Annotated in this window: 26 protein-coding genes; 11 read left to right on the top strand and 15 right to left on the bottom strand. The window is 35.3% G+C overall.

The genetic code is table 11. The annotated features are described in order from the left end of the window. Nucleotides 1–66: 66 nt before the first annotated feature. The 4 genes from ACFO7M_RS08030 to ACFO7M_RS08015 all read right to left on the bottom strand — a co-directional run bounded on the left by ACFO7M_RS08030 (nucleotide 67) and on the right by ACFO7M_RS08015 (nucleotide 4,126). Nucleotides 67–1,092, bottom strand: coding sequence for a protein rep (locus tag ACFO7M_RS08030; RefSeq protein WP_379735003.1), 1,026 nt, complete (start codon nucleotides 1,090–1,092; stop codon nucleotides 67–69). A gap of 31 nt (nucleotides 1,093–1,123) precedes the next feature. Continuing rightward, a complete protein-coding gene (locus tag ACFO7M_RS08025; RefSeq protein WP_379713897.1) occupies nucleotides 1,124–1,399 on the bottom strand; it encodes a helix-turn-helix domain-containing protein in 276 nt (91 codons plus the stop codon). A gap of 76 nt (nucleotides 1,400–1,475) precedes the next feature. Next, a complete protein-coding gene (locus ACFO7M_RS08020; protein ID WP_379735001.1) occupies nucleotides 1,476–2,852 on the bottom strand; it encodes a hypothetical protein in 1,377 nt (458 codons plus the stop codon). After that, nucleotides 2,852–4,126, bottom strand: a complete 1,275-nt coding sequence (locus ACFO7M_RS08015; RefSeq protein WP_379734999.1) for a tyrosine-type recombinase/integrase — start codon at nucleotides 4,124–4,126, stop codon at nucleotides 2,852–2,854. The genes ACFO7M_RS08020 and ACFO7M_RS08015 overlap by 1 nt, the downstream gene beginning before the upstream one ends. A 590-nt stretch (nucleotides 4,127–4,716) precedes the next feature. Between ACFO7M_RS08015 and ACFO7M_RS08010 the strand changes: the two genes are divergently transcribed. Next, a complete protein-coding gene (locus tag ACFO7M_RS08010) occupies nucleotides 4,717–7,089 on the top strand; it encodes a hybrid sensor histidine kinase/response regulator (RefSeq protein ID WP_379734997.1) in 2,373 nt (790 codons plus the stop codon). Between the two features lie 44 nt (nucleotides 7,090–7,133). On the opposite strand, the gene ACFO7M_RS08005 is transcribed toward ACFO7M_RS08010, so the two are convergent. The 10 genes from ACFO7M_RS08005 to ACFO7M_RS07960 form a co-directional block, all read right to left on the bottom strand. Next, the gene (locus tag ACFO7M_RS08005; protein WP_379713889.1) at nucleotides 7,134–8,192 is read right to left on the bottom strand and encodes a nucleoid-associated protein; all 1,059 of its coding nucleotides are present in this window, start codon (nucleotides 8,190–8,192) and stop codon (nucleotides 7,134–7,136) included. Nucleotides 8,193–8,230: 38 nt separating this feature from the next. After that, the gene (locus ACFO7M_RS08000; RefSeq protein WP_379734995.1) at nucleotides 8,231–8,590 is read right to left on the bottom strand and encodes a four helix bundle protein; all 360 of its coding nucleotides are present in this window, start codon (nucleotides 8,588–8,590) and stop codon (nucleotides 8,231–8,233) included. 44 nt (nucleotides 8,591–8,634) lie between these two features. Next, nucleotides 8,635–9,174 carry an IS1096 element passenger TnpR family protein gene (locus tag ACFO7M_RS07995; RefSeq protein WP_379713885.1) on the bottom strand — a complete coding sequence of 180 codons (540 nt, stop codon included), beginning with the start codon at nucleotides 9,172–9,174 and terminating at the stop codon, nucleotides 8,635–8,637. Nucleotides 9,175–9,259: 85 nt separating this feature from the next. Further along, nucleotides 9,260–9,649: a VOC family protein gene (locus tag ACFO7M_RS07990; RefSeq protein WP_379713883.1), complete on the bottom strand. Its 390-nt coding sequence runs from the start codon at nucleotides 9,647–9,649 to the stop codon at nucleotides 9,260–9,262. Continuing rightward, nucleotides 9,633–10,271: a DUF998 domain-containing protein gene (locus ACFO7M_RS07985; protein WP_379713881.1), complete on the bottom strand. Its 639-nt coding sequence runs from the start codon at nucleotides 10,269–10,271 to the stop codon at nucleotides 9,633–9,635. Before ACFO7M_RS07985 ends, ACFO7M_RS07990 begins: the two co-directional genes overlap by 17 nt. A 13-nt stretch (nucleotides 10,272–10,284) precedes the next feature. Continuing rightward, nucleotides 10,285–10,893 (bottom strand): HPP family protein, encoded by a 609-nt coding sequence (locus tag ACFO7M_RS07980; protein WP_379713879.1) that lies wholly within the window; start codon nucleotides 10,891–10,893, stop codon nucleotides 10,285–10,287. Nucleotides 10,894–10,896: 3 nt separating this feature from the next. Continuing rightward, nucleotides 10,897–12,177, bottom strand: coding sequence for a chloride channel protein (locus ACFO7M_RS07975; protein WP_379713877.1), 1,281 nt, complete (start codon nucleotides 12,175–12,177; stop codon nucleotides 10,897–10,899). Nucleotides 12,178–12,274: 97 nt separating this feature from the next. Continuing rightward, nucleotides 12,275–12,625, bottom strand: coding sequence for an MmcQ/YjbR family DNA-binding protein (locus ACFO7M_RS07970; protein WP_379713875.1), 351 nt, complete (start codon nucleotides 12,623–12,625; stop codon nucleotides 12,275–12,277). 1 nt (nucleotide 12,626) lies between these two features. After that, a complete protein-coding gene (locus tag ACFO7M_RS07965) occupies nucleotides 12,627–13,085 on the bottom strand; it encodes a YciI family protein (RefSeq protein WP_379734993.1) in 459 nt (152 codons plus the stop codon). A 146-nt stretch (nucleotides 13,086–13,231) separates the two neighbouring features. Next, nucleotides 13,232–14,113, bottom strand: a complete 882-nt coding sequence (locus ACFO7M_RS07960; protein ID WP_379713871.1) for a tetratricopeptide repeat protein — start codon at nucleotides 14,111–14,113, stop codon at nucleotides 13,232–13,234. Nucleotides 14,114–14,169: 56 nt separating this feature from the next. Here ACFO7M_RS07960 and ACFO7M_RS07955 point away from each other — a divergent pair, with 56 nt between their 5' ends. From ACFO7M_RS07955 to ACFO7M_RS07910, 10 genes are all read left to right on the top strand, one after another. Then, nucleotides 14,170–14,619 carry a hypothetical protein gene (locus tag ACFO7M_RS07955; protein WP_379735512.1) on the top strand — a complete coding sequence of 150 codons (450 nt, stop codon included), beginning with the start codon at nucleotides 14,170–14,172 and terminating at the stop codon, nucleotides 14,617–14,619. 95 nt (nucleotides 14,620–14,714) lie between these two features. Further along, on the top strand, nucleotides 14,715–16,871 hold the full coding sequence (locus ACFO7M_RS07950; protein WP_379734991.1) for a TonB-dependent receptor: 2,157 nt from the start codon (nucleotides 14,715–14,717) through the stop codon (nucleotides 16,869–16,871). 106 nt (nucleotides 16,872–16,977) lie between these two features. Further along, nucleotides 16,978–18,666, top strand: a complete 1,689-nt coding sequence (locus ACFO7M_RS07945; RefSeq protein ID WP_379734989.1) for a T9SS type A sorting domain-containing protein — start codon at nucleotides 16,978–16,980, stop codon at nucleotides 18,664–18,666. Between the two features lie 252 nt (nucleotides 18,667–18,918). Then, entirely contained in the window at nucleotides 18,919–19,542 is a 624-nt protein-coding gene (locus ACFO7M_RS07940; RefSeq protein WP_379713865.1) for a tetratricopeptide repeat protein, read from the top strand. 33 nt (nucleotides 19,543–19,575) lie between these two features. Further along, nucleotides 19,576–19,746 (top strand): hypothetical protein, encoded by a 171-nt coding sequence (locus tag ACFO7M_RS07935; protein ID WP_379713863.1) that lies wholly within the window; start codon nucleotides 19,576–19,578, stop codon nucleotides 19,744–19,746. A gap of 29 nt (nucleotides 19,747–19,775) precedes the next feature. Beyond that, on the top strand, nucleotides 19,776–21,116 hold the full coding sequence (locus ACFO7M_RS07930) for a 2TM domain-containing protein (protein WP_379713861.1): 1,341 nt from the start codon (nucleotides 19,776–19,778) through the stop codon (nucleotides 21,114–21,116). A gap of 2 nt (nucleotides 21,117–21,118) precedes the next feature. Then, nucleotides 21,119–21,436 carry a 2TM domain-containing protein gene (locus tag ACFO7M_RS07925; protein WP_379713859.1) on the top strand — a complete coding sequence of 106 codons (318 nt, stop codon included), beginning with the start codon at nucleotides 21,119–21,121 and terminating at the stop codon, nucleotides 21,434–21,436. 7 nt (nucleotides 21,437–21,443) lie between these two features. Then, the gene (locus tag ACFO7M_RS07920; RefSeq protein ID WP_379713857.1) at nucleotides 21,444–21,752 is read left to right on the top strand and encodes a 2TM domain-containing protein; all 309 of its coding nucleotides are present in this window, start codon (nucleotides 21,444–21,446) and stop codon (nucleotides 21,750–21,752) included. Nucleotide 21,753: 1 nt separating this feature from the next. Further along, nucleotides 21,754–22,122: a 2TM domain-containing protein gene (locus ACFO7M_RS07915; protein ID WP_379713855.1), complete on the top strand. Its 369-nt coding sequence runs from the start codon at nucleotides 21,754–21,756 to the stop codon at nucleotides 22,120–22,122. 47 nt (nucleotides 22,123–22,169) lie between these two features. Continuing rightward, entirely contained in the window at nucleotides 22,170–22,925 is a 756-nt protein-coding gene (locus ACFO7M_RS07910; protein WP_379713853.1) for a LytR/AlgR family response regulator transcription factor, read from the top strand. Nucleotides 22,926–22,993: 68 nt separating this feature from the next. Here the strand turns inward: ACFO7M_RS07910 and ACFO7M_RS07905 are convergent, their stop codons facing one another. Beyond that, nucleotides 22,994–24,010, bottom strand: coding sequence for a COX15/CtaA family protein (locus ACFO7M_RS07905; RefSeq protein ID WP_379713851.1), 1,017 nt, complete (start codon nucleotides 24,008–24,010; stop codon nucleotides 22,994–22,996). Nucleotides 24,011–24,056: the final 46 nt, after the last annotated feature.

Here is a 24,056-nt window from a genome sequence, read left to right as displayed (position 1 = left end):
ATTCTCAATCCTAAAAAGTGTTTACCTGATAGTTTATATACATTATCTCTTAGAATGGAAACAGGCTCATTGAGAAGTGATATCAATACAGTTTGACAATATAGCTGTCAGTTGAGGTTTTGGCTTATATCCGGTTAAAACCTCAGCTGTGGCTGTATTTTGCCAATCAAAACAATGAGGGTTAAATTCCCATTCCTCATAATTTGTAACCGGTTGAGGTTCTTTTGTGATTATTTCTTCTTTCTTTTCAGCATTGAAACCAAAACGCTCAAAAATACGAATGCCCTTCATAGCAGTTAGAATGTTATCTAAAGCGGAAACATAAATTTGATAAGAAGTGTTTTCGCCTTTTTTCTTTATATCAGGCTCAGTAAATATCTTACTTCCATATTTTATAATTTCTATCAGCCCTGTTTCAGCGTTGAATATTTCTCTCATATCCTGTGCCTGTCTTTGAGCAAATTTAGGTGTCCACAGTTTTAGCCAATCCTGAATTAATATTTCAGCCATTTCCTTGTTGGCAACGATAAGGTGTAAATGAGGGTTATAGGTCTTTTTAGTTGGATTGAAATTGCACTCCAACGATTTAACTCCAATTAGTTTGATTCCCTTTCCTCGTTGAAAACTCTTTTTGTGTCTTTCCTTTATCATTTGGAATCCCTGCATCACTTTTTTTACCATTATTCTTAGTCTATTGGCAGAACAGGCTTTGACCGTTAATGTTACAAAATATGGCTTTTCCCATTCCTCAATTATGGGATAATATTTGTTTATGATTTCAGCTTTTCTGATACTGCAACAAAGAGTGCAAAATCTATTTTTACAGTAGTTGCCATATAACCGACCATTAACGCTTGTAACACGGTTTTGGCAATAATAACTGTTCCAATAGCTTTTCTGCTTTTCATTATCGCCTTTTTCCTTTGCTACATCCATCAGGCTTAACATCATACTTTGTGTAATAAATTTGCGCTTTGCCCTTCCTTTCAAAACCTCATCATTGCTGAGGTCAGAGCCATTTCCTGAGATAAAAACAGGTTTTTGTCCCGATTTATTTGTCCCACTTTGTCCTAATGTATAGATGTTTCCCATTTCCAGCAGATTATTACCTCAACTTTGAGGATTAGGCTCTTTTGTACTTTAGGGATTTTACTTCTTGGAGTGATTGCTCAACATCAATACGTTTGATAAGCAGAATTCTACCAACTTTTTGAGCCGGTAAAAAACCTCTTTTGATGTAATTGTGTATTGATTGTTCAGAAACCTTTAGGAGTTCAGCGGCTTCTTTTACCGTTAGATTTTCGGTTTTTTCTTCTTCTATCGGTTTATGCTTAATATCCAACAGAAGGTTTTCGATGTTTGATAATCTTTGTTCGATTATCTCAAAGGGATTATTCATAACATTTGCTTTTGAGTTATGTGCAAATGTTTTGTCTAATTTGATTTGGGTAACCGGTTATAACTGGTTACAATTTTTACCCAAATAAATTATCTCGATTCATTTTGAGTATATTTAATTCATCCAAAGCCCTTTGTTTATTAGGTTCAGGCAGTAATTGAATCACACTTTCAAATAATTCAATCTTATTGTCAAATTTTTTCAGTGTTTGAGGTGATGGATTACCTTTTCTATTCGCTTGACTGGAAAAATAAGTGAATTCCTGAAAAAGTTTTTCACCCGATGTGTGACCATATTCTTTTACAATATTCTTAGAGTTATTTCTATTGACAACTGCACCTTCGTAAACTAATTTCAATGCTATTTGTTTGATACTAAGTTGAGGTTTTTGTTTTTCTTGAGTTGATAAGTCACTGATTTTTAATAACGGAGTTATTTCGGTGATAAATTTTTTCTCAGATTTGAACCAGTTTTTAAGTGTTTTTATATACCTTTTTGAATCAATTTCCTTAATAGAATTTATCTCAGAAAGCTCTAACTCTCTATTACTTAGAACTAATTCTAATTGTATTTTTTGAGCATTGTTTAACAATCCTTTTTCATATAATTTTAACCCGTTAATATTTGTTATAATGGCTTTGGTTAAATCAACTAAAAATTGAGTTAAACTATCCTTTGTATGCAATTTTGCTGTTGATAAACCTGTGTATTTATTGTATTTTACAGGGCCTTCTAAAATTGGTAACGTTCTACCGTATTTTTGCTGTAAAGGCTTAAAATAAGTAAGTTCAAAAGGAAATGTTTTATACCATTTATTGTAAGTTGAAAGTAACAGGTTTAAATCCTTGCTAACTTTTGTTGATATTTTTTTCTCTTCATCTATTGGGAAAAAAGAATTTTGAATATGATTCAATATACAATCCAGTCTTCTATCTATTTCTATTTTTGATATTTTATCAGATTCTAATTTATTCTTATTGTTCTCAATCAAATTTTTCAAAAATTCAATAAAATTGCTTAGCTGATAGGGTGGGCCATAACCCTTAGGAAAGCTTCCAAGACTATCCAAAACATATTCAAAATAACATTCAAAATCTTCAAACCAATTATCATTGTCAATATGATTAATTATAAATTGATGTATAAATATAATCTTGTCTGCAAGACTCCTATCAATTTCTTTGAAGTCATCTAATTTGAACTCTTTAAGTAGATGTAGTTTTTTATGAGCTTCACAGCAATTTGGAAATTTATTTTCCTTACTAATTACTTCAGCAATGTGTTCTCTTTGTGTTTTACAGCCTTCACAGGTTGAATAATTGTGCTCACCTTTTGCAGGTTTTATATCATAAGGTAGCTGAAATGCTCCGCCATCTAAAGTAATGAATTTTGAACCACAAACGTCAATTTCTTCAACATTGTCAATATAAAAGGTTTTTTTAATTGTAGTCATTAATCTACTTTTTTAAGTTGTGCATTTTCCATTTTCCAAACTGACTTCATAAAGTCTTTTTTATCATCGTTATTTGGCTTATAATATTTGTTGAACACTTCCAAGCTTCTATGACCTGTATAGCTCATAATTACCTTATCAGGGATTTTATTGTTCTTCATTATCGTAATAAAACTTCTTCGGGCTGTATGTGATGAAATCCTTTCGTATAGCGGGTTTAACTGTTCAATTATGTCTTTTCCAACTTTGACAGTTTTTTTGATAATCTGATTATATCCAATGGTTTGAAATACTTCTTTGATGTAGTCGTTAAACTTTTGATTTGATATTTTTGGGAGCTTATAATCATACTTTTTAAGCAGGAAAATAGAAAAATCATTTAACGGAATTTCCAAAGCTTTATCAGTATTCTTTTTATCTCGAACCTTTATAAATCCATCTTGAATATCTTTCTCTTGTATATCTGAATAATTGCTTATTCTCATTCCGGTGGCGCAACCAAAGACAAATAAATCTCTTACACGCTCTAATCTTTCATTATTGCTAAAATCAAACTCAAAGACTTCCTGAACTTGTTCCAAAGTCAAAGCAACCTCATCAGTCAACTGAGATTTAGGTGATTTGAATTTTTGATAATCGGTTTTATAAGTATGATTGTTTTCAGTTGCCCAATAAAGAAAGGTTTTAAGTAATCCAACATTTCTTCTAACAGTGTTTGCAGAGTGCTTTTTTTCCGAGATTGAAAACTCAATAAACGAATTGTAAAAGGTTTTATCTATCTGATTAAAATTAACTTTCTTACCAGTGAATGCTTGAAAGTCAAAAAGTAGCTTCTTATTATACTCATATCGTTTTATTGTTGTTTCCGAATTAGCTTCATCCGTAAAGTCGCTTTTCTTTTCAGTTAGAAACAAATCGTAAACCTCAAAGAATTTACTTGAAATAGAAGTAGTACGCTTAAACTCAACATCAAAATCATCTTTAATATCGGCAATATTTATCTCCCTATTAGAAAGTTTATATTTCTGTATCAAATCAGAAAAAAAATTTGAATAACGCTCTAATTGCCTATTGATTCCTCTCAGTCTGTTAGCCGATTCTGTTCTTCCGTTGAGGTTCTTAGGCTGTCTATTTTCAAAATCCCAATCGTTAGGATGAATCATTTCACCTGTTGAGTAGACAAATTTGCGCCCTTCCATTTTGAAATAGGCAGAAAATAGAATCAAACTTTCCTTATCCTTGTTAGGCTCTTTTAAGTTGAACGTACTTCTCATAAATTTCTATCAGTTGACAATTTAGTTGACAGTAAAGATATGATTTAATAATGTTTTTGGATAATAATAAATATCAACATTTGATGTAAGTTATTGACAATAAAGGAATTTTAAAAAATTAGCTATATCAAAATATATAAGGTTCAAATACCTCTTTCTCCGCGGAAATAAACCCGAAACGAAAGTTTCGGGTTTTTTATTTACACAACTTTCCAAACGGACTTAGGCAACTATCCTATAAACCCTTCAAGCCTTCGGTGTTTTATTATTCCGCCGAAACTCTCATCGTTGTGATTTATTTTCCAAAACGAAAAAATAATCACAGGAATTGTGATTTCTTTTTTAAAATAAAAAAATAATCACAGAAAGTGTGATTAAATTTTTAAAACGAAAAAATAATCACATAGAAATTTAGGAAGACATTATATAGAAATAACAAAGACTTGATCGAGTGAGTAATTTGTTTGTGTCTTAACAAAAAGTGATTTCATTTTCGGTTAGTATAAGTAACTATAAATCAATTTAATAATCGTTTAATTGAAAATAAGTTGTAAATTACTGCCTATTACCTTAAACAGCTGCGATTTATTATGATGCGAGTTTTAAAATGCCCCCTTTTTTTACTCTTCATTTTTGCTTACAATTTATGCAATGCACAGTATATACTGACCAATTCAAGACAAAACGAAATTTCTCTGCATAAACATACTTCAATTGTAAATGTTGGTTCTCAAAAGCTAACGTTTAATCAAATTCGTGGAAGCTTTGCTAAATATAATCCCCAAATAATAAAAAATGAAATTGAAGATTTAGGATTTACGCAGAATCATTATTGGACAAAAACCACAATCGAAAATCAATCGAATGCATTTTATACGTATTACCTTGAAACGGCTAGACCAATAACCGATTTGGTAGAATTGTATGTAGTAGATGAAAACTCCAATGCCATTCAAATACTTCGTAACGGTGATGCTATTCCTTATAAAGAGCGTAGCTTCAATAGCCGAAAAAATATTTTTGAATTACAATTTCCACCCAATGCAAAGGTTAGTTTGTTTTTGCATATTAAAAGCGATGGTGAAGTGCTCAAGTTGCCATTGAAACTACATTCCGCAAGTAACTTTATAAGTGAAACGGCGAGTGAGGAATTGTTTTTTGGGTTTTTCTATGGGATTTTAGCCATCGTTGGCATCATTTATTTCTTCTTTTATTTTGCCTTACAAGAGAAGATATTTTTATACTATACCCTCTACGTTTTTTTTGTAGGATTACTGCAATTTTCAATTGATGGTCTTTTGCATGAATATATTTCTCACGATCTGGGATGGATTGATACACACGCAGTACTTTTAATTGCCATCATTGCGGTTTATTTCTCTGGAAAATACAGCGAAGCGTTTCTAAAAATAAAAGTGTACAGTAAACAACTCTATCTGCTATATAAAGTAGCATATATGTCTTTATGGGTGCTCTTTGTAACGATTGTGTTTGTGCCGCAAGCACTACAATTGGCTTATATCGTTGTGAATTTGTTGTCTTTACTTTTTTTATTGCTCATCATTGGCTCTATTGTTTATTTGTATACTACCAAAGTTCCGGTAGATTATTTCTTTACCGTTGGTATTTTATGCTTAATCAGTGGTTTCGGAATTTTTATTTTGTACAATATCGGCTTGTTGGATAATAACTTCTTGACCCAAAACAGCCCGAAATTTGGCACCGGTTTCGAAATTGTTTTTCTTTCACTTTCGATGTCTAATCTGATTCGAAATCTTAAGAATGAAAAGGAAAGACTCAACATTATTGCATTGACCAAATCAGAAGAAATGAGCGATTTGAAATCGTACTTCTTATCCAATATTAGTCATGAACTGCGAACGCCGCTCAATGCAATTTTAAATTTAACGGATCTGATTTTGAAGGAAAACACTACAAAACAGATTGAAGATGATTGTAAGATTATAAAGGAATCCTCGAAGAGTTTATTGGGTTCGATCAATGATATAATCGATTTTTCTAAAATAGATAAAGGTGAAATAGTACTCGAAAAGAAACCGTTCGATCTCCGAAGATTGATTGGAAGTATTCGACGAAATGCCGAAACTTTGGCTAAAAACAAAGGCCTCGATTTTGTGTATAATGAAAAAAGTGAAATCCCACAAGAAATAGTTGGTGATCAGGAAAGAGTAAGTCAAATTTTGAATAACCTTTTGAACAATGCTCTAAAATTCACTTCGGAGGGAACGATACAATTAGAGGTTGAGTTTATTCTGAAAAAGGAGGCTTTTGGAACATTAATCGTTGAGATTATAGACACGGGTATAGGGATTTCCGACGAAAAGATGGGTAGTATATTTGATTCTTTTTCACAAAATAGCAGTAACAACAAAAGACAATTTGGCGGACACGGTTTAGGCTTGTTTATCGTGAAATCATTAATAGATCTTCATCAAGGTTCCATACACGTTTCCAGTGTCATCGACAAAGGAACCAGTTGTACTTTTGCACTCGATTTTGAAGTGGTTGAAAACAAAGAATCGGACCAAGTAGCTGCAATTGATTTACAATATGATTTTAAGAACAAAAGAGTTCTAGTTGTTGAAGACAATCGCGTTAATCAGTACGTAATTGAAAAAATAGTGAGCAAATGGAATAATATCGAATTAGTATTTGCCAATAATGGGGAAGAGGCGATTGCAATTCTAAAAAATCAAATTGTCAATATTGTTTTAATGGATTTACAAATGCCCGTAATGGACGGTTATGAAGCTACGATTGAGATTAGGAAAGGAAATGCCGGAAGTCATAATGCTCAAATTCCAATTATTGCGGTTACGGCAGATGTGACTGAAGAAACCAGAAAAAAAGTCTTTGAATTGGGATGTGACAGCTATCTTACAAAACCATTAAAAAATGAAGTACTGTTTGCCGAAGTCCATTCTCTACTGAGTGCACTATAAAACCTAAAAAAAATCCCCAACTACTGTTGAGGATTTTTGTTGTATTATGATTTTTGTTCTTTGTTGAAGTACACCAAGTAGTAATACATTTGTTTTTCTTCATCCCAGCCTTTTTCCACATACTTTTCAGCACTTTCAGGGTTGATGAAGTCTAACTTGATTTGGATGTTGGTATCCAGTTCAATCACGTTTTTCATTTTACGACGTGCATCGCTCACTGCTGCATTGGCAATCGGGAAGGTAGTCAAGTCTTCAATGCTGTATTTTTCTCCTTTATCTACTTTGAAATTTTTGAATTCTGAGATTAAATCCGGGTTGTCAATTACTTCACTTAAGAAATTGGCTTCTTCGAAATTGTCATTCTTTGCAAAGTGATTTACAGCACGGTTCATGAACATTACTTCCTCTTTTTTGTCTTCCGCAGGAAGTACTACTTCTTTTGCGAAGTCCTGACAAAATTTAAGGTACTTTTTCGTCATGAAGTTTTCGTCTTGGAACGCATCTACACTCAAGAAGTGTTCTAACCAGTAACGCGCATCGTAACGATTGCTATCTACGGTAAGGATTTTGTAACCTTCTTCTTTTTTATAGTTGAAGATCAAACAACCTTTATCCAGTTTTTGCAAGTTGATACCTTGTTGTAAAATCATGTCCAATTGCGATCCGTTTTCTTCAAACTGAAGGAAGTCGGATTTGATTTCACTTTTGAAAACACCAATAGCATCAACCGGTTTGTTATCAATAGAAACATTAGTCAAATAAGCAACATACACTTCACCGTTTTTAATGTGCGGATGGTTGGATTGCTCGAATAAATGTTTGGTTATTTTTTTGGAAACTTCATGTACACTTCCCGGATTAGCAAATATCTCTGTAGCCAGGTTGTACATTTCGTTGTAATCCAAATCCACATCATGAGCAAACTGATAATAGTTTTCTTCACTACTTCTGAAAGGCTTGAAGAAGAACTCTTTTAAAAGCGGCATGATTTCATCATTTAAGCCATACGGCTGATCGGATAAGAAAATAGCTTCGTTACGACTTTTGTTTCCTACTCTGTGTATGGAAAGATTGTCAATGTGTGTATTAAATAGGTTGATCATTTTTTTTTAAGGTGCTAAGTCACAAAGTTTCAAAGTTTTTATATGCGTTCCTTTATTTTTCGGATAAAAGAACTTGTCATACGCTCCAATTCTCTAGTTTCGTTGTATATTGTATTAAATTGTTGTTGAGTAATATAATTCAAGTTAAAAGCAATTTCTATTTGTGTTTGCATTTCAAAAAGAGAAGCAATAGAAAAATTCAAAAATTTCAGGTAATCCTGATTGCCATTTCTTCCAAATCCTTCAGCTATATTACTCGGTATTGATATCGAACATCTTCTGATTTGTGAAGTGAGTCCGTAGATTTCTTCTTTAGGAAATGAATTGGTTAAAAGGTAAATTTCTGTGACTAAAGTCATTGATTTCTGCCAAATCAATAAATCTCTGAATGTGCTCATAAATCTTAAACCTTAGAATCTCAGAACCTATGTTACTTTAAAAATTAATTCCAGTTTTCCTCGAAGCCGTAGTCTTCAAAAGAATCGTCTCCTTCGAACATATCTAAATCATCTTCATCATAGTCATCTTCGAACTCGTCATGAAAGCCGCCGTCTTTTTCTGCTTCAAATTCTTTATCTGGTGCGAAAGCCGGCATTATTCCGTGAGAGAATAATAAATCAGGATAACTTACGCCTGCTTCAGGTTCTTCAATAGCTGCCAATTCAACGAAGAAAGTCCACATGTTCAAAAAGTCATACACATAAATCATTTTGGTATTCTCTTCATCAAAGGTAGATGATAAAAGATAGTCACCCATGGTTAATCCTTCACCCGGAGTATCCCCGGTATCAAATAAAGGAATTTCCTCATCTTGATTCCATTTGTCGTCACAAGTATAAAATGCTGCCATTTCCATTCCATCAAAACCGAAAGCATTCACTAATGCATTGTGTAAGTCTTCCAGGGTGTCTTTTTCTTCGATGGCAATATCTCTGAAAATATCTTCTTCTGCGTCAAGAATGACTCTGAATTTGTAAACCATAATCGTTTGTATTATTGAAACGTCAAAGGTAAAATATAATTTCGATTTTGGATTTAGGAAATCCGATTTGTTGATAAGATTTTAATTAGCTCTCATAGAATTCGATAGGCAAACCATCGGGATCGGCAATAAAGAAAAAGCGTTTTCCCGAGTACTCATCGGTTCTGATTGCTTCGCAAATGATGTTGTGCTGTAGTAAAAAATCTCGGGTAGCGTTAATGGCATTCACTTCAAACGCTAAGTGACGCAATCCGGCCGCTTCTGGTCTTGATACTCTTTGTGGTGGATCCGGAAACGAAAACAATTCGATAGTATAGATGCCGTTGAGTGCCAAATCCAATTTGTAGGATTGTCTTTCTTCTCGGTAGACTTCCTGAAGAATTTTCAATCCAAGGAGTTCGGTATAGAAATACTTTGATTTTGAATAATCGGAACAGATAATAGCAATATGATGGACTTTATTCAGCTGTAGCATTGTGTTTGTTTTTGAAGAGATAGATAGCGCAGAAAATAATCCAAAGTAAAATACTTCCTTCAATAATACGTTGAATTACTCCTTTGTAAGGGGATTGTAGATTGACGTTCAATAGTAGAAAAAAGACAAAACTAACAGCCGCAAACAAAAAACTCCATAGTGAAAAAGAAGTAGCATTTCTCCATTTTTGGGAGGCTATAGCTACGAATAAAATGCTGAATGGTACAATCAGATAGGTCAGAAATCCCATGAAGTTATGTAAGATTTGACTAAAACTCGGATTGACTAAATCAGGATTGCAACCGGCATCACAATTGAAAAATCCGCAAAAAACAGTTCCTAATCCATAACCCAAACCTACTCCTAAAAAGCCTAACGTGGCTAAAGCAGATTTCGGGGCTTCTTGAATGGCAAATAAACCAAACAAAAAGAGAAGAACTCCACTTGGAATATACCAATAGAAACGGATAAAATCTGCATTGGGCGCATCTACTGCATACAATTCACTGATGAACTGTGCCATCGGATTGTAATTGGGGTGTACTATTCCTGCAATAATTGTGGTTAAGGCAAAAAGTAAAACACCGGATATTCCGGTTAAGAAGGTTTTTGATGGTGTCATTGTATCCGTTAGTTTAGTTTGCACTTTCTGATTTGATCCTGTCGAAAATTTTGCTTTTAAACTTAGTGAATTTTTTGTTAGTAGGGTAGTGTCTGTTGGTAGTCATATTGTTAAAAAGCAATGCCACCAGTAAAAGAATCAATGCACCAGTCAGTACCGGTGAAATAACATACCAATAACCTAATTTTAAAATTGCCGGAGAACCGGTAACTGCAATCAAGGCAGTGGCGCCACCTGGAGGATGCAATGTTTTGGTCATTTGCATGGCAACAATTGCCAGTCCTACTGCCAGGGCTGAAGCCAACCAAAGGGTATCAGGGAAAAGTTTAGCTGCTGTTACACCAACCAAAGCTGAAATTACGTGACCACCGACTAAGTTTCGGGGTTGCGCCAGCGGACTTTGGATTACGCCATAGACCAAGACACATGAGGCACCGAAAGAGCCTATCAGAAAAACATAATCTTCTTTTGGAAAGGCATTGTACTGGAGGTAAGCAATGCTACCCATGCCGACAAAAGCACCTAAGAAAGCCCAGAAGTGCTCTCTGAAATCAACCAGTGTTTCTTTGTAGAGTACGTATTTCGCTTTGCGGTAATTGCGTTTTATTTTGTGTGTAGGCATAAATTAACTGACTTTTTTAGGCTGGTAACTGTAAACGGTATGCGGATAAATGTATTGTGCGGTGTATTTTGCCACTAAACAGACAATGACTGCGGGGAAAAGCAAGACATAATTGTTTATGAGACCGCAGGTTAGAAAGATAGCTGTAAAAGGAGCATTGATACTGGCACTTAGCATGGCACCCATTCCGAGAATCATGAAATTCAACGGGATGACCTGTGCATCAAAAAAGGTATTCAGGAGAATGGCCAATAAGAGGCCGATAAAACCACCTGTGAAGATGCTTGGTGCGAATACACCACCATCGCCACCTGCGGCCAGCGTAGCTGAAGTCACAATAGGTTTTAGAATGATGATGCCGGAGAATGTCAGGAATAAAGACAATGAAAGCGTTAATTGGTTGGAATTAATCAGATTTTCTTTAATAGCATGATACCCTTCACCATACAATTGAGGTAAAGCCAGTAAAGCGATGCTTAGGATGCCGGAGCCTAACAGAATTCGTGTTGAATGTTTGCTGATGGCTGCGAACTTCTTTTTAAAGAAGATCACGCATTTGGTCAGGTAAACCGAATTCATTCCGGCAATGACACCCAACAGCATAAAATACGGTGTGGCTTTCCAGTTCCAGTGTGTGACATCGGCATGGAAAAGAGATTTCTCGTCCAGTAAGTAAATAACGATCAGTGCGGTTATTACGGCAATTGAGGTTGTAATCAGAAATGTTTTGGTGAGTTTCTTGGAAATGACTTCCCAAGCGAAGAGTATACCGGCAAACGGACTACAGAAAAGCGCCGTTACACCTGCAGCAACACCCGCACAAATCAATTCTGTTTTATGACGGTTGAACAGATTCTCCTTTTCCTGCGCTACAGAACCCACCGTAGCTGAGGCCACCACTGTTGACACTTCAATACCGGTGGAACCACCGAAAGCTACAGTAAGCAATCCGTTGATGAAATGGGATGGTATTTTGTAAACCGGAAGACTATTCTTTCTTTCGGAAGTTGTATCAAATATTTCCTTGATGCCTTTGTTTTCTTTCTTTTTGAACAGATAGTATCGTAAGAAATAAATAACAGACAGACCGAAAGCCGGGAATACCAACAACAAGAAGCTATTGGCAGAAGCTTTATGAAACAAAATGTCTTCGTAATGTTCAGTGATATGCTTTAGCGAAACAGCCAGAAAAGCACAAAGGAATCCAATCAGAACAGCAACGACAGCCAGTTTTTGGTATTTGATGCGGGAATAGTGCTTCTTGATGTGGCTTAGTGTTTTCATGAGTGCTATGTAATTGGGATGGTCACCGCAAAAATACAGTACAGTGAGCCAAAAAATCTTGTAAAAATGTTAAAGTTAACCTCTAGAAGCAGGCTGACTAGAGTAGGTTGAGTTCCTTTTTAATCTTTGGTGTCAGTTTCTCTTTGACCAGATTGTACGATTGTTTGGTATAGTGTTCCCATTCTTTGGCAGAAAGCGTATTAATATCTTCCACCAAAACCCATTTGTATTTAGCCACATACGGAGCAGGTTTTATGCCTGGTAACTGACTCATGGTTTCAAACTCTTCTTCGGTTACTTTAAACGATGCGGAAGTAGGTATCTGGTTTAGGCCTGCAACACAGAACATCTTTCCGCCTATGCAAAAGCACAGGTCGTTGCCCCATTTAATATCTTCGGTGACGTGAGGTAAGGCCTTGCATATAGCCTGTAATTTCTCAATATTCATATTAAAACTTGGTTTTGGCTACTTTGTCGTGGTTTTTGGCTACTTCCATCAAAGCGGCGCTGCTGTACCAAGGCGTTAGTTCTACCTCAAAGATTTTGGCTTGTACTGCAGGGTCAGTTTCCACCAATTTTTGTGCTTCTTCAACAGTAGCACAGTTGAAAATGAAAATACCACGGTAATTACGGTCGTTTTTCATAAAGGGACCTGCAACAACCAGTTTGCCTTCTTCTGCTAATTTATTGATGTTGGCCATATGACCTTCGAAATATTTCTTTTTCTCGTCAGGCGTGGCGGTAGTATTGGATCCGGTTTTTAGAATACAAAATATGTAATGTTTCATTCCGTAGTCATCGGCACCCAATTCCTTTGCTAACTTTTCATTATAGAGTTGCTGTTTGTCAGTTTGTGCAGTGACAGCCAATCCGCAACAAAGCAGAAGTGTGTAAAATAGGTTTTTCATGATAATGCTTTTATTGAAGTAAAGTTACAAAAGATTTTGGATGAGAAAAGTCGAAGGGCCAATTGGTTTGGATTGTTTGCAATTGAAAATGTCACAAAAAAAACCTAACTTTTGGAGTTAGGTTTTTATATCGTTCTGTTGAATTATTATTTCAATTCTTTTAGTTTCTCTTTCGCAAATTCACTAATGTCAGTATTCTTAGCTTTCGTTAATTGCTCGTAGTATTTCTTTGCATTGGCCTTGTCATTCAAATGGAAATAACAAAAGGCAATGTTGTTTATAATGATTTCGTCATTAGGATCTAAACTATTTCCTTCTTTAAATATCGTTAATGCTTTTTCATGTTTTTCTTCCAATAAGTAGCTCGTTCCTAAAGTCGATAAAATAATCGGATCTTTTGGGAACAGGGTATTCATCTTCTCGGCAATTTTTCGCATATTCACATACGAATTGTTTTGGTATAGTGTATTTTGGTAATCCTGAACGGCCGATTTGATAAAAATAATTTCGCCTTCAAGTGGCTTATCTTCCTTCCACAACCATTTATGATTGATGCTAGCAGAATAATCCAACGTAGTCAAAATGTCTTTCGTGAAATCATCCAATCGCTTGAAATCGCCCAAGGCAAAAATCTTTCCAAAACGCAAGTCCAATCGAGTAGGGAATTTTTGAATTCCGGTTGTCAAATAGTTTTGACTCAAGTCGAACAGTCCGTCATTGCGAAGGTTAGTCGACTTAATATATCCGGCAGTTTTATTCAAAGAATCTTTAAGCTCAAAGTTTTCTCCTTCTCCAGGATGGGTATCCAATGCCAAGATTTCTTTTCTGGATTCGGTGAAATAGAAATTAAAAGCCGCGATGTATAAATTCGGATCGTTGGTTGTTTTAGACTCCCATTCTTTGATGATTTTCTCTGTTTTCGTAAAATCATGGTCGTTTTTCCAAGAGGTTTTGAATTGTTCAAAATAGTCCTGACCATAATTGGAAAATGAAACAGCAAGCAGCAGGCTTAGGAATACGTTTTTCATGTAAATTTTAATTTGGCCAAAGATAATGATTCGTGTGTAACGAAAGTTAGCAGTCAATCGGATATTTAAGTGGTACCGATGATTATTTAGGTGGTACCAAAGACTTTTTAAGTGGTACTGATAATTATTTAAGTGGTACCAAAGATTTTTTAAGTGGCACCGAAGATTATTTAAGTGGTACCAAAGACTTTTTAAGTGGTACTGATGAGTATTTAGGTGGTACCAAAGACTTTTTAAGTGGTACTGATGAGTATTTAGGTGGTACTGAAGACTTTTTAAGTGGTACAGATGAGTATTTAGGTGGTACTGAAGACTTTTTAAGTGGTACAGATGATTATTTAAGTGGTACTGAAGACTTTTTAAGTGGTACAGATGATTATTTAAGTGGTACTGAAGATTCTTTAACTGGTACTAAGGACTATTTGCTAAGTACTAAATACTCTTTAAGTGGTACCAAAGACTTTTTAACTGGTACTAAGGACTATGAGCTAAAAACTAAGTGCTAAAAAACACTTCATCCTAAAAATTCTACAGTTCAGTTAGTATAAGTTGTAGAGGAAGGCTATTCAGTGCAATTTTGGACTATCAAAATAAACAAACCATGAATACTGCTTTTAAACTTTTACTTTTTTTCTTTTCAGTTAGTGCATTGGCACAAAATCAAACGGTTTCTGGAAAGATTATCGACAACAAAGAACGTCCTTTAGTAGGTGCCAATGTATACATCGATGGAACTTATGATGGCGCTACTACCAATGAGAAAGGGGAGTTTACTTTCGAAACCACCGAAAGAGGAAACCAAACAATTGTAGCTACGGCTTTAAATTATGACGATTTGAAATCGCCCATTGTCATCGAAAAAGCACAAGCAATTACGTTGAAAATGCGTGCGAGTATCAATGTATTGGATGCTGTTGTGATTACTGCGGGTTCGTTTAAAGCTGGGGATAATAGTAAGGCTTCGGCTTTAAAACCGTTGGATATTGTTACTACTGCTGGATCGGCTGGAGATATCGTTGGTGCGTTGCAAACTTTACCCGGTGCACAAATTAATGGGGAGAGCGGACGATTATTTGTTCGTGGTGGAGAAAGTGATGAAACCCAAACCTATATTGATGGTATTCGTGTGGCACAACCTTATGGGGTAACTGCTAATAATATGCCTACTCGTGGTCGCTTTTCTCCTTTTCTTTTCAACGGAATGACGTTTTCAACAGGAGGTTACTCTGCCGAATTTGGCGATGCTTTGTCTAGTGTTTTATTGATGAATTCGATTTCTGAACCCGATCAGGACAAAACCGAATATTCGTTCATGACCGTCGGTCTAGGTATCGGAAGAACAAAAAAATGGGACAAGAGTTCGTTCAGTATCAATACGTCTTACATTGATTTGGCGCCGTATCAATGGGCAATTCCTCAAAACGCCGATTGGAACAAACCCTACCGAGGTGTTTCAGGAGAAGCCGTTTACCGCTTGAAACTTAAAAATGGTTTACTCAAAATGTACTCGGCTTTCGATTATTCTGAATTTGACTTGAATCAGAAGGATATCAATGCAACTTCACCCGTAAGAGTGAGCAATAAAAACAATAACCTGTATTTCAATTCATCGTACAAAGGTAGTTTCGGATCGGGATGGGGAATTCAAACAGGGGTAAGCTTTGGCTTGTATAACGTGTACTTCAACTTGAATCAGGATAATTTGAACAATAGGGAAGTAGCTTCGCATCTTAAAGTGAAATTGGATAAGAAGTTCTCGGATCGAGTGAAATTGGCTTTTGGTGGCGACTATTTTATTACGAACTTTGACGAAACTTTTAAACCTTTTGGTGATACCAATTACAACAGTGGTTATTCAAGTGGTGTGAGTGCCGTATTCACCGAAGCCGATATCTTTTTATCGAAAAACGTTGCCATGAAATTGGGAGCACGAGGAATGTACAATGACCTACTGGATAAAGGAATTGTAGAACCTAGAGTTTCTTTGGCTTTTAAATCTTCACAAAACGGACAGTTTTCATTGGCGTATGGAGATTTCCATCAAACTCCAAAGCAAGAGTACCTGAAATACACTACCGATTTCAATTATGAGAAAACAGCTCATTATATTTTGAATTATATGTACTCTGCCAATAAAAGAACATTGCGTGCTGAGGTTTTCTATAAAGAGTATAAAGATTTAGTGAAGTACGATACCCAAACAGCAATGTACAACAGTAACTATACCAACAATGGTTTTGGTTATGCCAAAGGTTTGGATGTGTTTTGGAGAGACAGTAAGACCATCAAAAATTTAGATTACTGGGTTTCGTATTCTTTTATTGATAGTAAGAGAGATTTTAGAAATTATAGTGCCGAAGTACAGCCTAGTTTTGTAGCCGATCATACGGTTTCTGTAGTTGGGAAGTATTGGGTAAACGATTGGAAATCACAAATCAGTATAACCAATAGTTTTGCAACGGGTCGACCGTATAACGATCCCAATCAGACACAATTCATGAATGGAAAAACGAAAGCCTACAATAGTTTGAGTTTGAGTTGGGCGTATCTGTTAACGCAACAAAAGATATTGTTCTTCTCGGTTTCAAATGTATTAGGAAGAGACAATGTATTTGGATATCAGTATGCCAATTCTCCCGATTTGGCGGGTACTTTTCAGCGCCAGGCCATTGGGCAACCTGCAGATCGTTTCTTTTTCGTGGGGTTCTTTTGGACAATAAGCAGCGATAAGAAAGCAAATAATTTGGATAATCTGTAAGAATAGTAATAGTAATTAACTTTTTATGTAAAAATTGTGAGATTTAAATAAAGTTTATTTGTGTGATTAAAATTGGTTAAATTAGTGATATCTAAAAAATTAACTTATGAAAAAAATTACGCTGATTTTCACATTTTTAATTCTAACAACAGCAGTAACCTTTGGGCAAGTAACCGCTATTGTTAATGCACCAGTAAGTGATGCTTCGACAACTCAGAATCGCGCTCCAAATGGAACCAATAACCATTCATTTATGAGAGGTTCTGCGCTTGTATTAACCTCTGAACTGACAGGAATTCCAGCAAGTTCATCATTGAGTTTGTTTGGCTTTGTTACTACTGCTGGGGCAAATGTACCCGTAACCGGGACTTTAACTGTTTATATGAAAAACAGTACTGATACCTCTTTTACATTGGGAACAAATTGGAATACTATCATTACAGGGATGACACAAGTCTATTCGGGTGCGTATACTGTTCCAGCAAATGCAACAAATATTGATTTAACATTGAGCACACCATTGGTGTATAACGGTGGTTCAGTTTATGTTGCTTATGATTTTGTGAGAAGTGGTACTGCTGCAACTACACCAGCTACGTATGATTCTAATTCCTCTGGATTAACTGGAGGATGTGTTTCCGCAGCAAGTGCAACGGTAGCACCAACTACTTTGGCTACAACAAATTTCAGACCTGTTATGCGATTCGGTTATCCTAATCCTTATACAAATGAAATGTCTGTTGAAACCATTACTACGTTAGGTAATGTAGCGAATGTATTGAATACGCCCGTTCCTATTTCTGCTGTAGTAAGAAATAAGAGCAATACTACTTTAACTAATATTTCAGTAAGTGCTAATATGACGGGTGCAAATAGTTATACCGATACTAAAATTGTGGCCACAATTGCACCAGGAGCAACCCAGATAGTAAATTTTAATAACTGGACACCCGCTGCTTTAGGTGCCAATACTTTAAATGTGAGTGTTCCGAATGATCAAGTAAATACAAACAATTCATTCAACTTTAATACTACGGTAAGTTGTGGAGCCTATGGTGCAGCCCAAAACCCGGTAACTTATAATACAGCAGTTGGTTTTGGTTCAGGTTCAGGTATATTGTCCACACCATTCCAAACAACTGTCGCGTCTACAATAACCGGTTTAAATATTGCAATTGCAAATAATCCGGCTTCAGTTGGAGGAAATATTTATGGTGTTATTTTAAATAGTTCCGGGGCAATTTTAGCTACGAGCACAAATACTTTAACTATAGCGAATGGAGATTTAAATACTTTTAGAACATTTAATTTTAGTCCTTCCGTTGCTCTTACGGCTAATCAATTAGTGTATTTCGGAATGGCTCAAACGACGGGTGCATCGGCTTATTATCCTTTAAATGCTTATACTAATCCTAATTTAACAACTACTTATTATACAACCTCTCTTGCGGGAGGAACACCAACTCTTGTAGCCGCAAACTTAGGTCAGATGGGTCTTGAACTGAATTTTTCAGGTACTTGTACTTTAGGAATTGATTCAGCTGATGAAATTGCAGATAATTTAACAGTCTATCCTAATCCGGCGAGTACTAATTTGAATGTTAAATTACTATCTCTCGGTGAAAATGCCAATCTTGAGGTTTACAATGTTATGGGGCAGGTTGTAATTCCATCCCAAAAGATTCTAGCAAATGTATTCGAGCTTAATATCAATCATTTAACAAAAGGAGTATATTTCTTAAAAGTGAAAAATGATAACAAGATAAGTAGTCTCAAATTTACGGTTGACAAATAATTCTTTTTTATAAATAATTAAGAACCTGGGACTTTATGTTTCAGGTTTTTTTTGTTCATATACTATTGATAATTCCCCTGTTGAATAAAGAAATTACACTTTAGAACAATTCATCCTGTAAAAACGACAGTTCGGTCAGAATAAATTTTAAAGGAGTTATAACCACAGTACTTTTGATTCAGAAATTCAAACAAAGGGTTTCAATCATCAAAAACAATACAATAAATTTTAAACAAATTAAATTAAAAAATTATGGTACGATTATTTACAACAGCGGTTTTATTATTTTGTTCAGTTGTATTTGGACAAGCAAAATTTGAGCAAAACATGGGAGAGTCTTTGGCTCTTTGGGGACAAGGTAATCCAACGGAAGCTTCTGCAAAAATTGAACGAATTGCATCAGTGGAAAAAAACAATTGGTTGCCTAATTATTATATCGGAATGATTAATACTACCGAAGCTTTCAAACCAGAGAACAGAGAAAAAGCACCTGCGTTACTGGAAAAAGCACAAAAAGCAGTAGACGAAGCAGCAATCATTAGTCCGAATAATGCAGAAATTATGGTATTACAGGCATTAGTGTATACCGCATGGATTGTTCAAGATCCAATGACTAACGGAATGAAATATTCTAATAAAGCAATGGAACAATATTTTAAAGCTCAAGCTATTGCTCCAAATAACCCTAGAGTTGTATTTTGTAAAGCTGAATTTGAAATTGGTGGAGCCAAATGGTCAGGTGCAGATACTAAACCTTTATGTGCTCAAGTTGAGAAATCGATTGAACTTTTTGCTACTTTTAAGCCAGAAACAGCATTGCACCCAAACTGGGGATTGGATAGAGCCAAAAAAACATTGGAAAACTGTACAAAGTAATCAGATAACAAACTAAAAAAAACAATAGAAATCATGGAAAATCAAAACAATAATCTTTGGAGCAACATTGGTAGTAAAGTTTTTATCGGATGTATGTTCGTTGGAATGGGAATCGGAATGTGTGTCGATAAAATTGCAGTAGGAACCTTAATTGGTATGGGTGTCGGATTTATCGCATCTGCACTTCTTAAAGCAAAACAATAATCCACAAAAAAATAAAGAAGTAGAAAAGAATGAAAGTCTCTTTCAAAGAAATAGTAAAAGTCTTCCTTTTTGGATGCGGGGTATTTATGATCATTCAACTGATTAACCTTGCTTTCGGGAATGCATTGCCATCGGCAAATAAATTACTTATCGGATTTGTATATACGCAATTGTATTCATTTACTTTAGGTTACTCGAATAAAGCACTTTTTTTATATCTGGACAGAGTCTTTGTTGAAAACCGATTTTCAGCCAAAAGAGTAATAATCGGTTTTCTGTCTTCTTTTTTGCTTTCAATGGGTGTTATTTTTCTACTGCGGATTTTTGAAGATGTAATCATTGAAAAAAAGGGGTTTAGTGATTTTATTGCAAATGAACAACTCGGGAACTATGTAGTTGCAGTTATTATTACGTTGTTTGTTTCGGTCTCGTTTTATGCTTTTTACTTTTACAAAACGTATCAGGAAAATAAAATCAAAGAGCAGCGAATTATAGCAGGAACAGCTTCTGCCAAATTTGAGAGCTTAAAAAATCAGATCGATCCTCACTTCTTATTCAATAGTTTGAACGTATTGAGTTCTTTGATTGAAGAAAACCCTGAAAGTGCCCAGAAGTTTACTACTTCGTTATCTAAAATCTATCGCTATGTGCTGGAACAGCGGGATAAGGAATTGGTCTCAGTGGAAGAAGAACTGTCGTTTGCCAAAACGTATATGAATTTGCTAAAAATGCGATTCGAAAATAGTATTACGTATGAGCTACCATCTGATTTTGATAATCCCGAAGCACGTGTAGTGCCACTTTCGCTACAACTTTTATTGGAAAATACCATTAAACACAACGTAGTAAGTGAAAAAAAACCACTTCATATCAGGATTTATGTGGAGAACAACTATCTGATCATTGAGAATAATTTACAAAAGAAAGAAGTGTTACAAGATCGAAAAGGGGTTGGCTTGCAAAATATTGTCAACCGTTATGCCTTGATCTCTGAAAGGAAAGTGCTAATTGAAGAAAACGATGTTTTCTTTAAAGTGAAAATTCCAATACTGACAAAACAAATTGCATTTATGGAAACTGAAAATATATACAACGAAAATAGGGCGTATGCCAGAGCAAAAGAACGAGTTGAAAAACTTAAAGGGTTTTATGGCAACCTAATCTCTTACTGCTGCGTGATTCCAATTTTAATTTTTATTAATCTACAAACTTCAAGCGGATTTCAATGGTTTTGGTTTCCAATGTTGGGATGGGGATTCGGACTAACAATGCACGCTTTTGAAACTTTCGGTTATGGTAAAAACTGGGAAGAAAGAAAAATAAGGGAAATCTTAAATAAACAAAATGCTTCAAACAATAAATGGAAATAGTTATGGAGAAGTATCAATCACCAGAAAATACCCTTGAAGCATTGGCAAGAAAAAGGGTGCGTAAAATCAAACATTTTTATGGACATCTTTTGGTGTACCTGATTGGATTGGCAGTTTATATAACCAAGACGTATTTTGGAGCACCACTGAATTTCATACCGCTAAACTATATGAATGAATTTTTTATGTGGATTTGGACTTTTGTATTTGCCGTTGAAGGTTTTCAACTTTTCTTTTCTGAAAAAGTATTTGGAGACAATTGGGAACAAAAGCAAATCGGAAAGATAATGAATGAGGATAAAATGGACTTTAAAAAATAGGATACCAATGGAAAACTATAACAAAGAAGAATACGAAAAATACCAAAGAGCCAGAAAGCAAGTTGAAGATATTAAAGGGTTTTACGGCAATCTGATATCGTACGTTTTGGTCAATTTGTTTTTGATGTTTGTCAATTTGAAGTACTCACCGGATCATATTTGGTTTTTTTGGCCAATGCTTGGATGGGGTGTGGGTGTTCTGTTTCACGGAGCTAAAGTGTTCAATTGGTTTCCATTTATGAACAAAGAATGGGAAGAACGAAAGATTAGAGAGTTTATGGAAGAAGAAAAACGCAATCAGAATAAACAATTGTAAAATGAGTATCGAAAGCAGAAGAGAACGAAGAATGGAACGTAGAGCATTTAAAGATTTTGTTCCGAGCACTCCTGAAGAAGCGCAATACTATGAAGTTGCCAAAAGGGTAAAAAAGATAAAAGGATTTTATACGCACGCGGGTGTTTACCTCATGGTGAACTTAATGATTGTTGTTATTAATATTCAGGAATTGGATCCGGGAGAATCGTATTTTCAGTTGCATAACTTTTTTACCGCCTTTTTCTGGGGATTGGGCTTGCTAACACATGGTCTTTCTTTATTTTTGCCAGGATGGATTTTTGGTGCCGATTGGGAAGAAAGAAAGATTAAAGAATTAATGGACAAAGACAAACCCGGAAAATGGGAATAAGCTATTTTTTATCAAAACCATCTACTACAAACTAAGGAAAGCCACAAATGAATATTATTATTATCGAAGACGAAAAGCCAGCCGCTCGATTGTTACAAAGAAAAGTGGAAAAGTTGGGGTTAACTGTTAACACTATGCTTCACTCTGTCGAAGAAGCGTTAGAATGGTTCCAAGAGAACCAACATCCGGATTTGATCTTTTTGGATATTCAGCTGTCTGACGGATTGTCTTTTGAAATATTTGAAGCCATAGATATCAAAAGTGCGGTAATATTTACAACGGCTTATGATGAATATGCATTGAGGGCTTTCAAACTCAATAGTATTGATTATCTACTAAAACCCATCGATGAAGACGATTTAGAAGCAGCCGTTCAGAAATTCAAAATACGAACTCAGAATGCAACCAATTTATCGCTCGATTTTGAAATGATTAAGCGTATGTTGGTCAATCCTGTGGATAAAAGCTATAAAAAACGATTTACAGTTAAGGTTGGTCAACAGTTAAAACTCATTCCAATTGAAGAGGTCGAATGTTTTTATAGTGAAAACAAAGGAACATACTTGCATACGATAGACAATAGAGATTATCTGTTGGATGGGACTTTGGAGCAATTGGAAACCGATTTAGATCCGAAGGATTTCTTCCGTGTGAGCCGAAAATTCATCATTCCGATGAAAGGAATCAAGGAAATACAAGTGCATACCAATTCACGCCTGAAAATTATTTTGCCAACCTATTCCGAAGACGAAGTGATTGTTGCACGTGAGCGTGTTACTGACTTCAAAGAATGGATTGGGTAATTTTCAATGGCCACTTTTCCCATTAAATACGGTTCTTATCTTGGTGTAAATTGATTGTGTTTTAATTTTTATACACTCACCTTCGATTTTTTACATTCTAAAATCAAATAAAATTGAACTCCAAATAGGATGGATGCTAATACCAAATGTAAGGCTTGACTACCAAAAGGAAAATCAACGTAGTACATCATCATGCCTGATAAAGTTTCAATCAAAAGAAGTACAAGTACCCAATTGATTTTTTCAAAACCTAAATTCAGACGTTTGTTTCTTAAGTACAGAAAGAAATTGGCAAACAACACAACTAGAGAAAAGGTTCTGTGAAAATAAAAGCTAATTTCCGGTTGATTTAGCCATAAAGAAGCATCAGTTACCCCTGATTTTACTTGTTCGTCCACAAACTGACGTACTTGTGTGCCTAATACAACCTGAAGCAGTGTCATGAATAGAGTTAACCAAAGGATATTGCGGAACATAGCGTTGAAAACGGTTTTATTTTCCTTAGGATTGGCCAAATGGATGATATAGAGTATAAAAGCAACAATAATCAACGCCATGACCATGTGGATGGTAATTTTGAGGGGATTCAATACCGAATAAACAACGGTAGCACCCAGCCATCCTTGGAATCCCATAAGAAAAACCACAAGCCAAGACAACAATGTGATTTTTTTGTTCTTTTTCCATTCTAGAATAGAAACTACAGCCATAAAAAGGCAAACGAAACCAGCCAGAGCACCAATTAACCGATTGATGTATTCTACCCATGTGTGCATTGGATTGAATACGGCATAATCGTGTTTTGTATAGGGCTCCCATTGAGAGGCATCAAATGTTTTACCAGTTAAACAATCGGCTTTAGCTACCCATAATTTTTCCTCTTTGATAATCACCATTCCTTTTTTGAAAACGCGGTTTTCAGCCCAAGTGAGTTCTTTTACATCGGTTGGTGGAATATAGTAACCGAAACATTTTGGCCAGTCAGGACAACCCATTCCTGAACCTGTCATTCGGACTAGTGCTCCAGCAATTATAACAGCATAAACAAAGATTAAAGCGGTTTTAGCAATTTTGGTAAAATTCATAACTCAATAATTTCAGCGTTGCAAATATCAAATAGTTTTTAGTAGG

Origin of the sequence: Flavobacterium sp. GCM10023249 (assembly GCF_042653365.1) — a bacterium.
Taxonomy (GTDB): domain Bacteria; phylum Bacteroidota; class Bacteroidia; order Flavobacteriales; family Flavobacteriaceae; genus Flavobacterium.
Note: the sequence above shows the minus strand (reverse complement) of the source record. Positions and strands in the feature narration are given on the sequence as shown.